Annotated in this window: 14 protein-coding genes; 1 reads left to right on the top strand and 13 read right to left on the bottom strand. The window is 35.3% G+C overall.

What is annotated here, in order from left to right:
* Positions 1-66: 66 nt before the first annotated feature.
* From BPOF4_RS20285 to BPOF4_RS20225, 13 genes are all read right to left on the bottom strand, one after another.
* Complete coding sequence (locus BPOF4_RS20285) at positions 67-1,059, bottom strand: hypothetical protein (RefSeq protein ID WP_012961133.1); 993 nt, start codon at positions 1,057-1,059, stop codon at positions 67-69.
* The gene (locus tag BPOF4_RS20280; RefSeq protein WP_012961132.1) at positions 1,046-1,600 is read right to left on the bottom strand and encodes a hypothetical protein; all 555 of its coding nucleotides are present in this window, start codon (positions 1,598-1,600) and stop codon (positions 1,046-1,048) included. Before BPOF4_RS20280 ends, BPOF4_RS20285 begins: the two co-directional genes overlap by 14 nt.
* Positions 1,593-1,982, bottom strand: coding sequence for a hypothetical protein (locus tag BPOF4_RS20275; RefSeq protein ID WP_012961131.1), 390 nt, complete (start codon positions 1,980-1,982; stop codon positions 1,593-1,595). Before BPOF4_RS20275 ends, BPOF4_RS20280 begins: the two co-directional genes overlap by 8 nt.
* 13 nt (positions 1,983-1,995) lie before the next feature.
* Complete coding sequence (locus BPOF4_RS20270) at positions 1,996-2,448, bottom strand: hypothetical protein (RefSeq protein WP_012961130.1); 453 nt, start codon at positions 2,446-2,448, stop codon at positions 1,996-1,998.
* Between the two features lie 15 nt (positions 2,449-2,463).
* Positions 2,464-4,518 carry a hypothetical protein gene (locus BPOF4_RS20265; protein WP_012961129.1) on the bottom strand — a complete coding sequence of 685 codons (2,055 nt, stop codon included), beginning with the start codon at positions 4,516-4,518 and terminating at the stop codon, positions 2,464-2,466.
* Entirely contained in the window at positions 4,519-6,270 is a 1,752-nt protein-coding gene (locus BPOF4_RS20260) for an ATPase, T2SS/T4P/T4SS family (RefSeq protein WP_012961128.1), read from the bottom strand.
* Positions 6,271-6,402: 132 nt separating this feature from the next.
* On the bottom strand, positions 6,403-7,224 hold the full coding sequence (locus tag BPOF4_RS20255) for a P-loop NTPase family protein (protein WP_012961127.1): 822 nt from the start codon (positions 7,222-7,224) through the stop codon (positions 6,403-6,405).
* Positions 7,224-7,913: a hypothetical protein gene (locus BPOF4_RS20250; protein ID WP_012961126.1), complete on the bottom strand. Its 690-nt coding sequence runs from the start codon at positions 7,911-7,913 to the stop codon at positions 7,224-7,226. The genes BPOF4_RS20255 and BPOF4_RS20250 overlap by 1 nt, the downstream gene beginning before the upstream one ends.
* A gap of 5 nt (positions 7,914-7,918) precedes the next feature.
* Positions 7,919-8,842, bottom strand: coding sequence for an SAF domain-containing protein (locus tag BPOF4_RS20245; protein WP_012961125.1), 924 nt, complete (start codon positions 8,840-8,842; stop codon positions 7,919-7,921).
* A 12-nt stretch (positions 8,843-8,854) separates the two neighbouring features.
* On the bottom strand, positions 8,855-10,261 hold the full coding sequence (locus tag BPOF4_RS20240; protein ID WP_012961124.1) for a hypothetical protein: 1,407 nt from the start codon (positions 10,259-10,261) through the stop codon (positions 8,855-8,857).
* A 384-nt stretch (positions 10,262-10,645) separates the two neighbouring features.
* Positions 10,646-11,620 (bottom strand): hypothetical protein, encoded by a 975-nt coding sequence (locus BPOF4_RS20235; RefSeq protein WP_012961123.1) that lies wholly within the window; start codon positions 11,618-11,620, stop codon positions 10,646-10,648.
* Positions 11,621-11,622: 2 nt separating this feature from the next.
* Positions 11,623-11,820: a helix-turn-helix transcriptional regulator gene (locus BPOF4_RS22995; protein WP_012961122.1), complete on the bottom strand. Its 198-nt coding sequence runs from the start codon at positions 11,818-11,820 to the stop codon at positions 11,623-11,625.
* Between the two features lie 112 nt (positions 11,821-11,932).
* Positions 11,933-12,889 (bottom strand): coiled-coil domain-containing protein, encoded by a 957-nt coding sequence (locus BPOF4_RS20225; RefSeq protein ID WP_012961121.1) that lies wholly within the window; start codon positions 12,887-12,889, stop codon positions 11,933-11,935.
* A gap of 1,458 nt (positions 12,890-14,347) precedes the next feature.
* Here BPOF4_RS20225 and BPOF4_RS20220 point away from each other — a divergent pair.
* On the top strand, positions 14,348-14,851 hold the full coding sequence (locus BPOF4_RS20220; protein ID WP_012961120.1) for a DUF6199 family natural product biosynthesis protein: 504 nt from the start codon (positions 14,348-14,350) through the stop codon (positions 14,849-14,851).
* The last annotated feature ends 63 nt before the right edge of the window (positions 14,852-14,914 follow it).

Below are 14,914 nucleotides of genomic sequence, written 5' to 3'. Positions count from 1 at the left end.
GTCACTCCTCTGAATAATAAGTATAATTTCCTATAATTTCATTATATGTTTATACCTATATATCGTCTAATTTCCACCGACATTACACCTAGACCTAGATATAAAGTAACCTGATTCGGCTGCCTGCTTTGCATTCGAAAACGTTTGATATACTTGTCTACCATGCTGGCAATCTGAACGATAAGCTGTCCTCACCCCGTTTTCAATCACCCCCTCAAAATTATGGTTCCTAACGAGTCGCCCACCTCCAAAGGCATAGTTGTTGTATTCTTGATCCAACCCTAAAGGGATTCCTTGTAGGAAACTTAAAACCCCAATATCATCAATACTATTTAACCAATCTTCCTGGCTGATCGTTGGTAATGTAAATTGATAGGTTATTCCCATCTGACGGGCATACGTATTATGTTCGTTTATATAAAACGCGACCTCATCTTGGAAAGCATGGACAATCGTATTCTTTCTTACCTCTTCAAAAAGCGTTTTATCATGTAGCAAGGGAATATTATAATAGGTTGCTAGTTCATCGCGCTTCCCTTCATCCCACTCCTTAGTTTCCACATCATAGATCGTCACTTGATCATCTAACGTAAAGTAAATAAGGTTGCCTTGAGTATCCTTATACGTAAATGGTATCGGCGGCAGCCACTTATGTTCTTTTATCGTCATTCCATTTACATCCTTATGTTCATCCACTACATATAAGTGAAGAGCGTCATATCCTAGCACTGCTAGTGCCGGTAAAAAGGCTTTCAGTGTTCCTTGTCCAATAGGATCATCCACTACTCCAAAATTGTTATATAGAGTATGGAAAAAGGTTTCTCCTGCTTGTTCTAAATTGACACTTGCGTACTTTGCTGATTGGTAGCCACTTTCATACTCTTGACGCTCATTCATTAATAAGCTTCTGGTAGCATCGATGGTGGCAGTTGTCATTGCAGTATCATATGTATTACTTAAGTAGATAGCTTCCTTTACAAAGAAACTTTTAATGCCTAAACCAAATGTAATAGGAATAAGGAAAATAAAAAATAAGAGAATTAAATCAGTAATCTTCATTATGAACCATACCTCCATATAGAATATGGATGGATGTCGGATCGTCACTAGCATGATTTGTAACGGCATCCCTTAAAATGCTGACTGGAGTATACGTACTATTTTTCACTCTCACATTAATGAAATCGCCTGCAATGAGCTCGTACCTTCTTGTAACATTATCCTGCTGCAACGTATTATCAGGGAATAAAATCTCTAAGATTTGCGAATTGTAATAATGGTCGTACGTAACTATATACTCACCAGTGAAGGTAGAAGGGTTTGCCGGATCTTCGTATACTGGATGGTACGATTTTGCTTGATGTTCTATTTCTATATCAAACGTATAGCCAGAAGAATGAAGAAGCTGAAAATATTCCTCATACATATTCGGAGTAATGTATCCTTTATTACGTACACTATCTACGAATGACACGGTAGCAGTTTGAGCAAGGATTTGAGCTTGATCTTCCTGCCTATCTAGTAATTGATACAAGGGGAATACAACCATCACCGCGATAGCTATAAAAAATGAAGCAATAAATGAAACGGGATTAGGCATTGTCTACTCCTCCTTTGAATTCAATCATGTGAATAATACCTGTAGAATCGTAATGGATAGTGCGCATATAATAAGGTTCACTTAAGATGCTATTAACATTGATATCTGCTATTTTAAAAGTAGAAGGGTAATCCGTATTATTAACTCTTATAAAATAAGGGGATTGGTGATTTTGGTATAAATAAAATAGCACTTCGTCTGCTTGAAACAATCGTTCCTCTGGTATTTCTAAGGTTTGAATAACCTCTCTTGATGTACTTAACGATTGAACCTGTTCATACCCCTGATTAAGCGTTTGATATATGTGAAGAGTTGCAGTCACAGAAGCTATAACCATAGCCACTGTAACTGCAAATACTATAACTTTCGTAAGAGATGTCATATGCTAAAACCCCTTAGTTTTGTGTGAAAACAATCCCTCTAATAACATGGTTGCTATCACGAATGACTGAAGATTTGAATGATCCAGATGAATTTACGTACTCAATCGAATCGGGCTTTGTAATGTTTGCTGGGTTATTATCAACCGGTGATACATTATCACTGTTACTCGCGTCATGGTGATACCATGTTCCAGTTGAGTTCTTCCCTGTAATTACTTGGATACCGAAGTTATCTTCATTCTGGAAACGTCTAATTGCGTTACCTACTTGAGAACCTGATACCGTTGTGCCTTCAAATGCTAAGTATTTTTGTTCTGAAAGTTCTGTTTGAATGCTTGAATAGTCGTTAGTAGCTGCTTTTGAAGCTTCTGTCGATGTGCCAAATAATTGTACTCCGATCGTGATAAAAGCAATGGCCATTAATAGACTTGCTCCGAAAATTATTGCCTTAGTTACTGAATCCATTTGTATCCACTCCCATTATGATGTTAGATTGAAAATTGTTTGATTTAAGTTTTGAATACTTACCCAAATTAGAGGTACCACTAAGTAAAAAATAACAAGAACAATAATCGGTGTAAGGCCAATCATGTTTCCCCACAACTTCTTATTCTCAATCATCCTCTTGTTATAATGATCCCTCTGCTCAGTGTGAAACTGTTGTTCAATATCGAGATCTTCGAATGCTTCTTCAATAGAGATTCTATTAACCGCTAATACTAAACGATCAACTGTACGTGTAAACGCAGGAAATGACACATCTTTCTTTAGTTGTGATAATGCTTCTTCTGGACCACTATCGTATGTAAGAATGGTTCTGCGAAGAGGATCTTTAAACATTACAGAGAATCTCTCCATCCATTCAACAATCTCATAAACAGTGATACGATCGAATTTTGATAAAACCGAAATAATAGTGTTAAACTGATGAACCTCTTCTTCCATTTCCCTTTTTCTAAAGAATCGTTGGAAATGTAACAAACCAATTGGGATATAGTAAGCTACATAGGCTAAAGCAGCCCCTACCACTAGCTCCCACCATTTTAAATAAGTGTTCTCAAGGTTCAGTATCTTATTGTGTATTCGGTTACCGGTTACAATGGCTAAAGAATCTCCTGGATCAATCCCCAAGTCCTCACTAACCGTTTCAATTACGTCTTGTCTATCAGTAATTCTCACCTCCTTTAAATGATCGATCATTTCACGATCATATGCAGTTAACTCTAGAGCTTCTCCTAGTTGTTGCTCATCCATTAATCCAAAGGCATTTAAGGATGTTGGTGAGAACAAAATATTGTTAGTTTTAACGTGATTACTGTATAAGATAAACCCAATAAAGATGAGGAATGCCGATACTACTAAACTAAGTCTTTGTAAGGTTAGCCATTCCACTTTCAATGGAGAATTAGCTTCCTTTAACAAGATGGTTTGTTTGTAATATTGTTTTTCATGATAGGAAGGTACAAACAAATCCACAAACTTCTTAATAAAGCGAACCTCATATACTCTTTTTACAAGGGGATTTCTTTTAACACCCACTGTATACTTACTTTCTTGTATTTCACGCATTTTCCTAATTAGTAAGTAACAGATAACAAGAGTGACATATACGATGATCTCCAAAAAGAGTCCTATGCGGTTTTGGTAAAAATCGATCATCACCGGAAAATAGGTTGTAGCCCAAGTTTTAATCGGTATCGCAAAAAATACTGGTACCACCGTTAAAACTGAAAGTCCTTTTAAAACCCAGTTCAATTGGGTGCGCCTTGATACTTCAAAATTCAATTCACGAGAAATTCCAGCTAATCCATTAAGATAAACAGATCCCTTATCCGTCTTCCTATCCCCTTGCTCCATCACCATTACTGAAATGGCAGCCAAAGCTTTCAAAAACCTATTAGGCGCTGTATCTTCATATTCTGAAAGTTTTTCTTTAATCTCAGTAGAGATTAATACTTCATAAATTCTTTCAGCTTGTAGTTTCATTTCAAATGAAGAAACCTGCGCCGCCTCATACATTGCTTCATCGACAACTTTTAAATGTTGGAATCGATGTCTTAATGCAGTAATGAACGTTTGCAACTCTCTTAGCATTCGATCTTCTAAACGATGAATAAAAAAATCTACAAACACACCATTCAAAAAAATCAAACCTAAGGTCAACCAAAAAACAGCTACATAACTTCTACTGAATATAATCATTAGTAGAATAAGTGAGATAGCTATGATTAAGACGGCAGCTACAATCTTGGCTGTTTCTTTCCTAATCGAATATTCATCATAACTATTGATAGCCTCTAAACGGATTCGGATTTTCAACACATAATTCTTAAGGATTGGAATCCTCATCATGCTGACATATAGTTTCTGGGTGACCTTGTTGAACCACTGGGTTCCTTTCTTTTTTGAAGGGAGAAGATCTACAGGCCTTAATTCTTTCTTCTTTTTAGGGAATCGTTTACTTAGTATTTTGTACATCAATACGTTCAGTAAAAATCCCAGAACTACTGTTGCGAAAATTAGTTCAAGAATCAATTAAGCTACCTCCTCCCAGTACTTTTTAAAGAAGCTTGTTAGTTCATCCATTTGATCTCTAGATAGATAAGCACTCATTTGATCCAATTGTGCGTCGCTTATTGGATGAACAGGTACATATTTCCCTTCTCTAAACTCAATAATATTTCTACTCTCGTATAACCTTCTGTCGGTCATTCTTCTAAAGAATTCGCTCATAGTCTCATACATTGCTGCAGTCCTATCAGACTCAGTAGTACAATCCTTCCAGCCTTGCGGATAATCAGAATCATTGTCTAACGGAATACATTCAGTGATTCGCTCAATATAGCGATTACCATGGTAGTCTCTTTTCAAATGAATATCGAAGTTGACTACGTTAATAACTTGCTCTTCAGCGATTTTTTCATTATTGAACATTCCTGATTTAAGCAGCGAATTACGTAAAGACTCGATAAGTAATTTGTGTGTATTAGCATGGTGTGTAAACACTGTAAATAACGAAGCAACTTGAGACATTTGAATCATCCAAGCAGCTACAGCATCGGTTGCAACCTCCCCAAGGATATTAACCGATCCATCTGTTTTCTTTTGGATATCAAGACCTTCTTGACCAGTCACATTCTTGGTCTCCTGAAATGACAAGATGTTACGTTGAGGATAAATTTTTCTGATATTCAACTCGAATGCCATTTCTTGTAAACGTAATGTTAAAGGTGCAGGAATATATTTGACTAATGCCATTAATAAAGTCGTTTTACCTGAACCCTGTGACCCTGTTATTCCTGTAACTCGACAACCAGCCATTAAAAACTTTAGTAATTTAATCACTAGCTCACTATTTTCGTGTTGGATTAAAGATTCTAGTGAAGCTGAAGGAAGATCGAATTTACGAATGAAAAATGCATAAGACTCTGCAAAGTTAGGACGTACTACCACGACACGTGATCCATCTGCCATTTCATTTACTATATAAGGATTAGACTCAGATAATTGCCCAGGGTTTTTGAATTTATGAATAGATTGTACGACCCTTCTTAGTTCGCTTTCCTTCCCAAAAGTTAGAAATGAAAGATGAATAGTTTTACCTTTGTACATCACCCAAATACTTTCTAGAACGGAAGGTCTTTTACTAAGCGAATCTATTAAATCTTTTTCTTCATCAAAATCAGTTACACTAGGAGGAAGACCTGAAACTCCCCCTGAAACCCCGTCAATGTTCATATCTCTAATCTCATCAATTACACCGAAACCTTTGTAATGAGCATAAATTCGCTGTGTAATAATCTGTAACTTATCCTCAAACGTTAGGGCTTGAGTATTGTAAATTTCTTTTTCAAAGGTCGAGGATATTTCACTGTTAGTTACAATAAAGGAATCGACCCCATCTTCAATAACTTGTTTCATTGCTGCAAGCTCATACTTATCAAATAAGATACTTAATCCATCAAATCCATGCTTTTTTTTGTAGATGTGGAGCAAGATATCAAACTTGTCTCTAGAAGTTAGCTCTTCTACATCGTTAAAGGGAATGGGGTAATTTATATTTACTTCATTAAAGTCGTACGTTTTTGCTAAGAGATCGAAAATAAATTCTTTAACATACGTCTTATTATTTAAATCTCCGGTGTTACAGTTTTTTAGAGCAAACTCTAATTCAGATTGCTTCCGTTTTCTTCTTTCAAACTCAGCTTTCGATAAACCCAAATCGTGAATGTTCGTTGTTCCCATATTATTGATGGTTTCTTTAACATACAGGGCGACTTGTTCCATAGTGTAGAGCCTCTTGTCGGTATTATCCTTTGGTTCAACTTCTCTACTACGACCTTTCAGTTTTAACGCGAACAATATGATGCCACATAGTATGACTATCGCAATAAGTATGAAATTTAGCGTGGTATTCATTTATGAAGCACCTTGTATCGTCTCAGTTTTCTTTTGCGAGAGCTTATAAATTAGATTTACAAGTTTAAGTGCGCTTTGTCTGAATTTATAGTCATGATGCTTTTTAGTAGAGTTATGGGATCTAATCAAAAATTCCGTCATACGGTTTTCATTCATAGCATCTCTTAATTGACTACAATACGGAATGCCTACAATAGGTACATTAACTTTGTATTTTCTCTTTATATTTTTTAGTGTCATTCTAGATTGTTCATCATATTGGGAAATCACGATAATGTATGGCTTTTGGTCTAATGCGGAGACATAATCTTCTTTGTTAAAAAAGCGATCAAGTACATGTTTGTTTTGGTTAAGGTTCACAACAACCAGGTCAGCATGATTAAGTACGATTTTACTTAACTCATTCTGAGTGCCGCTATTTATATCAAAGAAAGAAAAATCGTATTCATTTTTAGCCACAGTCATTATCTTTGACATCACGTCTTCAACGTTAGCAAACAAACTCTCATCTTTTTTTGTAGTACCTGGTAAAAGGTCCAGTCGATCACTCATTATCGATTCTGTATAATCAGGGATAGCTTTTGCTGTCAATCGGTTACTCCTTGCTAAACGCTCTAAGGCATCTATTCCTGTATCATTAAAGAAAGTATTCGAACTATTTTCTTTGGTAATTGATTTCTCTAAAGTAGAGTGACTCCAATGAGTTTGTGTTAACAACGCTTTAACATCGTACTCTAATGTAGAATAATGAGCAGCGGTTATGATATTTGTCGTAGTTGCTACTTGTCCATGGACCGTACCCCAAAATGCGATATTTGCCATTAAGAAACACTCCTCTCTACAGTTTTCATGCTGATTTTCACATCTTTAGTATGTGTCTCATTCATCACACTAATAAATGAGGCTAAAAAGCTCTTATATGGCCTAGTAAGCTTTTTTAATGAAGGGATCATATCGTAGTGCATGTTTATTTTATTCGCCTCATCCCGATCATCTAAAGGTATGAAGTAATCTAAGGCTGTCCATTTAGGCTTATAGTCAAGTGATTGGTCAATGTAAAATTCATCAACAGAACTATCTACCTCAAAAACAACTCTAGTGAATTCCATATCATCAAATTTTGTCGCGTAATAATTAAATATTTCTTTATCTTGCCGCAATGTAAGTTTTGAATAATCTGTAACATAAATTCGATGACTAAACTCTTCCCAGCCCTCTAAACCAGCAATTTGATCTAAGTCATAAATAACTACATCGTAAGTGCTAAGGGACTCTTTATATACCTTTAGAGTTGCTTCTAAATTCTTTTTAGATCCAGCCGAAGGCACTATATCAACACCGTGAAAGTCAGTTAATCTGTGATCCATTTCAGCATTATAGGTTTTCACATGCTTCTCTTTCTCGGTACCATCAACAATCAAGACTCTTAAATCCAACTTAGATAATACTTGCCCAACATACATAACAAGATCTGTCTTATCTCTTGAACCTAAAAACAGTACCTTTTTCATCCCTATCACTCCTCATCATTTGTTTCATCAACATCTAGGTTAACTGTATCGACTGCTTCAAAGACCTCTTGCTGTCTATTTGCTCTTGCCTCTTGCTCTTTTTCGCTTTCACGTTGGTACTTCTCTCTCTCAGAAGACTCTAATTCTTCTAGCTGATTCTCAAGCTTTTGACGATTCCTAGCTTCGAGTTCATTCCTTGCACGATCTACAATGTTAGGACTAGTTTCGATTAGTTCCAGTACATTATCTTTAACTGGATACGTCACTACGCTTTCATCTTGTACATATGGTTCTACATAAGCTAAAGCGTAGATAATCGCATTCTCTAGGTATGCATCAACAATTGCAGAGCTAATTGTTAACAGTTCTTGTTCGTTCATTTCATACCAAACAACATCCTCGTTTAACTCTTTTACCTTCTTCTTTGACAGCAAGACATAATCGTTACCATTTGGAAACTGAATACGAACGTCTACAAAATCCCCTACTTCAACTCTGCTGGGTAAGTCTATAAATGCATATTCAGCCAACCGTAGGTCCCGCGGAGTTCTTTCTTCAAAGTAAAGGATGCTATCTGTTAATACTGTTCTTGGTTCCAGATTTACTTTTGCAATACTCCCTAATAATTCATCATAATGTGTTATATCTTCAGCTGCTGTTTCAGCAGAAAGAAGCACTTCTCTTAAATCATTTTCTTCGATTGTTTCACCCGCTTCGATGTATCTGTTAGCTGTAAATGCTTTTACTTGTTGATCCGCCCATATCTGAAACTCTTCTAACTCTTCCTCGTATTGCTGAATCAATAGCTCTTCTGATTCTTTCATGTTTTTGTACATGAAATATAAGATTCCAGCAGAGATGAGTGCAATACTTAACGCTCCTATTAACCCTGCATACAATAAGTTCTTGTTCCTTTGTCTAATTTTCATGCTATGTCTCCTTTAGATTAGAAAATATGTACCTAGAATTAGGGCTAATGAAAGTATCATTACAATTCCTATAGCCCATGTTAAACGCTTAGGAATCCCCTCATTTACAGGTGCAAAATCCAATAACAGTGCATCTAGCACCTTATTAACTTGAGGGGTCAGTACATATGGGTCTGGATGATATGGTATTGGCTCAATGTCAATTCCTTCAATATCAGACTGAATATCAGTGGCAGCTTCTTTCTCCGCAAAGGGCAGGGCCCATATCCACCCTTTATCCTTTCCTTTTTGCTCTTCATAATATTGACGGATATCTTCATGCTTCCATTCCGCTCCATGAGCAGTCATGATTTTTACATTAGAGCGTTCTATCTCGTCCATAAATTTGGTTTCTTTGAAGCAACCATGATCGAGTATGATGTAATGATAGGTATTAATAAAGTCTGAAATGTTCAAGGATAAGTCATACTTGTAATAATCTACACCCTGTATATCGAATAATTTCTTTTTTGATTGGAAACCTCGCTTCCCCTCATATGCATATTCAATACGGTTAAACGATTGTTTAGAAGTTCGTTCCACTAAAGCTACTTGGTGATCGGATTTTGACAGGTAGTTAGCAAGTAAAATTGCTAAACTTGTACAACCAGTATTAGATTCAAATCCGGCAACAGATATGATCCCTGTACCTACGATGGTTCGTTCTCTAATAATCTGTACTTTTTGCTCCATTTCCAGATCTTCTAGTAATTCGTTTTCGTTTATCTCTGGTGCATTATATTCAATTACCTTTACTACTTTTGGCTGCTTTACTTTTGCTTGCTTTACTTTTGCTTGCTTTACTTTTGGAATTTCAGCATTTTTTTCTTCCTGTTTAGGACCCTCTTTCACTTCAATTTCAGGAGTCCCCTGAGACCTTTGAATATCAATAAGATTGAAGTCTCTACTATCAATGTCTTTGCGCCATTTAAATGATTTGTCTACCTGTAGTAAATGACTAACTTCCGCAAATTCTTTAGGATATTCAATTAGCTCGATTAAAGAAGAAATGGAGTTTTTTCCTTTTGATCGATCATCCTTTAAAAAGATATTGTAAATACCTAGACTGACTAACTCCGTTAAAAATGGATGACCAGCAGGCTCATTTGAATAAACAATGAACTTCACTTTTGGAAAGGCTTGTCTGATTGAATAGATCGTATCTACTAATAGTTCCAGGCGTGTGTCATTCAACTTCTTCGCTAGATTACTCGTAAAAATAACTGCATCTACATCATTACTTTCAACTGTTTCAATTAGCATTTCTAGATAGCTTGCGATATCAACCACATCGACATTGTTTTTTTGCAGATGTCTCTTAAATGCTTCTGCAAATTCTATATCTGGTGTTGCCACTATGACTTTCTTGCGAGTACTCATCCATAACTCCTTTCCATGCAAATAAAAAAAGCACCGTAAGAAAAGGACATACTTGTCCTTCTTACGGTGCTTCCGTTATATAGTAAATAGTTCTATTCAATTTTATCTAGTTATTTTTTCCTGTCCTCATATTACTAGAGACTATTTGGAATGTAAAGGTTTAATTTAAACATTATGAGATTGTTAACTGCTTATTACAATTAATTTACTTTCCTACACGCTTTACGTTCTACATACACTATACATTTATTACAGACCATTATAGGTTTATTATTATCTTTAAAATATCTTATACGAGAATAATAGTTAGATGACCTGCACAATCCACATTTTTTAAATGGATTTAACTTTGCTATTAACCGATATTAAATTTAGAAAAGTTTTTTATTCTAAAAACTCCCCAATATAACGCTGATTATCACCTTCATCATACAACAAACCTTTAAGAGATTCCTCATTATCTGTCCAATCACTTAATAGAGTTTCTGTCAGAAAATCATCTCTATCGGATTCTTCTATAAATTCAATATAACTGCCTTTCCCATACAATTTATATCGAATTCCTAATTCTACAGAAAGGTGAAGTGATTCTGTAACAACAACTAATGTAACAGTGAAATCATGAGTAACATCAAGAAGTATTTTTAATAAGTCCTTAACTACACTTTTATCCGTATCAGATAGTGATTCATACCATTCTTGTTCTACTTCTACCAACAGTATAAGGTCTCTTGGTTCTTGGAGTACTTGAACAGTAGCCCAGAATGTCCAGATCGCTTTAATAAAATGAAGTAATGTTTCACTTGATCCATTACTGCCATAGGAGTATGTAAGTCTTTCAAAATTATTTACTTTATACCACTCGACCTGTTTAAGATTTTCTACTTCTTCATTAAGTCTAGATTTCACCTTCTCATTTTCAACTTCTTCGATGTTACGAATAAAATAATTCAAAGGCCCTTCGACATGAGGACGATAAGACCCCTCTTTAAAGAAAACATCTTTTTCAACCTGTGTACATTCTGCAAGAACTCGAGCAAATTGATTCACTATAAAAATTCGTTGCTCTATAAATCGCAGGACTTGCTCATCTTCATGCGCCGCTGCAGGTGCGTTTTCAAATTCCAATAAATCTAATAGTTCCCCCTTCGTGTCACATTCTATTTTCTCAGGCTGGATAGTAAATAGTGAGGTCGTTTCGGTCGTTTCTTGTGCTAGTAACTTTTTTAAAGCTTCTTTTTGAGCATTTTGTTGGCTTAGTAAAAGAAATCTACAATCTAACGTACTTTTATAGCTCCAATCAATATTAGTTCCATCTAACAACTTTCCAATAGTTACTTTCGGCATTACAATAGTCATAGTCAATCATCTACTTTCCATATATTTTCTTTGAGTATCTTCTCTATCCGTACTTGCTCAGTATTATCGGGTATAATTTCACCCCTCTCTAAGCGGGAGATCTGCATTTGGGAGACTTCTAGAATACTCCCTAGTTCAGTTTGGTTTATTCCCCTTCTCATCCTAAACAACCTTAGCTTTTCAGAGGGTGTTAATTCCATCTTCATTCCTCCATTCAAAAAAAGCACACACTCGTATCAAAGAGTGCGTGCTTCGCAAATAAATTAATTTTTCATTTAATGATTTTAATCTTAGTGGAAGAAAGTTCCTTCGTCAATCACTTTCCTCATACTCAACTGAGGCAGCTGCTTCTTCTATCCACGTACTATCCTCCTTCTTCTCCGAAGGAATCCTTAACGACAATTGCTTGTCTAAAGCTTTTAAATTAATTTCTTTTTGTTGTATCTTCTTTTCGATTTCAATTTTTTCATTTTTGTTTTCTTGAAGTTTCAATTCAATTTCTTGAAGCTTATCTTTATAGATTCCTTGGATCTCCTCAAGAGAATTTAGTGAATCTAAGGCCTCATTTACGATCGTGTCTGTATCCACTGTCTCTTGTTTTTTAAATAAGGAGGCAAAAAAACCACCATTACTGGCATTTGATTTTTTTAGTGCCAATCTCAATAATTGCTGTTGTTTATACTCAGATTTTCTTGTATTAATTTCTTGCGTTAAATTCAACTTAGTGTTTTCCAATTCTAAGTACTCTAGTTTATTCCTATCCAGTTCGCGCTCAGCCAATCTTAATTCATCTTGAGCGTATAATACCTTAAGACTTTTATTATAATACTCAGTCATACTGGTTACATGCTCTGCTAAAAGTTGATTATTCTGTGTAGCTGCTACTTCAGTAACATTTGGATTGCTAGTTCTTACCCCTGGTCTCACACCTAATAACGATTCAACGTCTTTAAGTTGTTTTCCCATTTGTACCATTATAGTGACCATGTACGTTCGATACGCAGCTTTATAGTCTAACCTAATAATCCTCCCTACTCTTTCCAACCCTATATATGCTTCTATATGAGGATTTCTATAATAATTTCTGATTACAGCATCAGTTTTACCTATATACTTTGCTATTTTTGTAGTTGAATATGTTTCTTGTGTATGTAACTTCTCTAGAAAATCAGGTAAAATGATATCCTTTGTTTTTTTTTCAGCAGCTAAATACATATATAACAAATCTTTTTCGAATTGCTCTTTTATTAAATCTTTAGTAACAAACAATATTAAACCCTCCTTTACTTCTTGTTCTAAGTATCATTAACATTTAGATCCAAACTCACATTATTGATTTCGCTTGATCGGAAACTACCGCCAGCGAAAACCACTGATACACTTCGCTATTACCCAATCATACCAAATCCATCTCTCATTTGGAATGTCATTTGTTAATTTCGCCAATATAAAATCTATTCTAATCCCCTACATATCAACGTTTTAGGAAGTCATTTACACAAGATCGCAAATTACCGCTACGCAACCACTTCGCAAGAATCGAAACCGACCAAGCACTAGTCTAATTAATTACACCGAATTACACGTTAGATTAAAAAACCTTTTACAATCAAGGTTATTGAGGTCATTTACGCAAGATCGCAAATTACCGCAAAAGCGAATTGCACCTATTTAACTTTTTCCAAGTAATTACCCAATCCTAGTTACTCGAAATTTATCAAGCTATATAAAATTCAAAGTTTGCTCACTTATTCACATAATTAAATAAATATTTGGTTCGTAACATTCCCCAGATCGCAAACTACCGCCCGAAAATTCTTCAGAAAACTTCGCTAATGCCCAAAATGATTGTAATCAGCTTATATTAAGCGACTCTAGTTTTTTTATAAATCGGCTACATATCAAAATAACTTGTAGCTAAAGGGTTTATTGTTAACTTTTCTTTAGATTGCAAATTACCGCAAGGAATCTCAAAGTCTCGATTCGCTACTACCTAACTGATTTTAAAAATTAACTTTATACTAGTAAAAATAAAAGTATATGAGTTGTTTTATATGTCCAATTCCCTTTAACAACAAAGGTTCCAGCCCCTTATTTACGCAAGATCGCAAACTACCGCTAGAAGAAAAGATAAGTCACTTCGCAAATTCCAAATGAAAATTGAAGGATGTTCGTTCTTTAATCGAATTAAAAACCGGATGCTACACTAGCTAATTTTATAATTTATTACAGGAAACTATAAAATAATAAAACATAATACAAAATAATACTAAATTTTATTTATTATTATTTTCAACTTAATAATATTTCAACATATTTAAATATATTATAAATGAATATAAAGCTACTATACTTTTAAAGTTTGATTAGGGGAGTGGGGGGATAACAGAATTTATTCTTATGGTAATCCGAAACGAGGAGAACTTTATTATGATTGAATCAATATTATTGAACGTTCGAATTTCCAACATCTATTGAACTACTCACGACTGAAGTCAAGAGTGTGCGGTCGTTAATCATCAATTGGATTGAAACTCCAGAGTTTATACTGCAAGGGGGAGGTCCTACTTTGGATGGAATCCCTGCTAAAAGCGGTTAAATTACGTGTATGAAGAGAAGTTTACTCTATTTTTTCGTGGCATGTACATTGAGGAACTTTATGGAGGCTGAGACGTAATAACTAATAGCTACAAAAAAAGATATTATCAGAAGGGAAGGGTATGCCTCATGAAGCGTGTAATACTAACCGGACTGACGTTGCTTTTATTTTTCTCCTTTATCTCTAGTGCTGCAGCATCTAGTTATCAAGAAGTGACACTCTCAGATGGTGACGTTGTAGAAGTTTCTGTAACAACTATCAATAATGGGCATCAATATGAGATTCGGTTTCCGAGCGGGAATACGTATTTTTGGAAAGATCAAGGACACATCGGCACCGGAGGGGGATCCTCTGAACTGACGACTAAAGAAAGAGAACAGGCGAATGAAGCATTAAATCTCTATAAACAACAGCATAATGCAACAGGAAGAAATTCTACTTCATTAACTGGGAGTATAGCGGGCGTTATTCTTATCATGGTAGGGCTTATGGGTACTATCTCACCCAGAGTGATTTGGTATCTACAAATCGGTTGGAAGCTAAACAAGGCAGAACCAAGTGATCTAGCATTACTGTTCAATAGAATAGGTGGCATCGTTCTATGCATTGTTGGGGTTAGCTTGCTCTTCTAATGTCTCTGTGCAATTTTATACACGGAACTTTCTATAGGTCAGGCTGCTTCAAAATAAGTTTCA

The sequence above is a fragment of the Alkalihalophilus pseudofirmus OF4 genome (assembly GCF_000005825.2).
GTDB lineage: Bacteria > Bacillota > Bacilli > Bacillales > Bacillaceae_D > Alkalihalophilus > Alkalihalophilus pseudofirmus.
The sequence above is the reverse complement of the archived record's forward strand: the minus strand, read 5'-3'. Positions and strand labels throughout refer to the sequence as shown.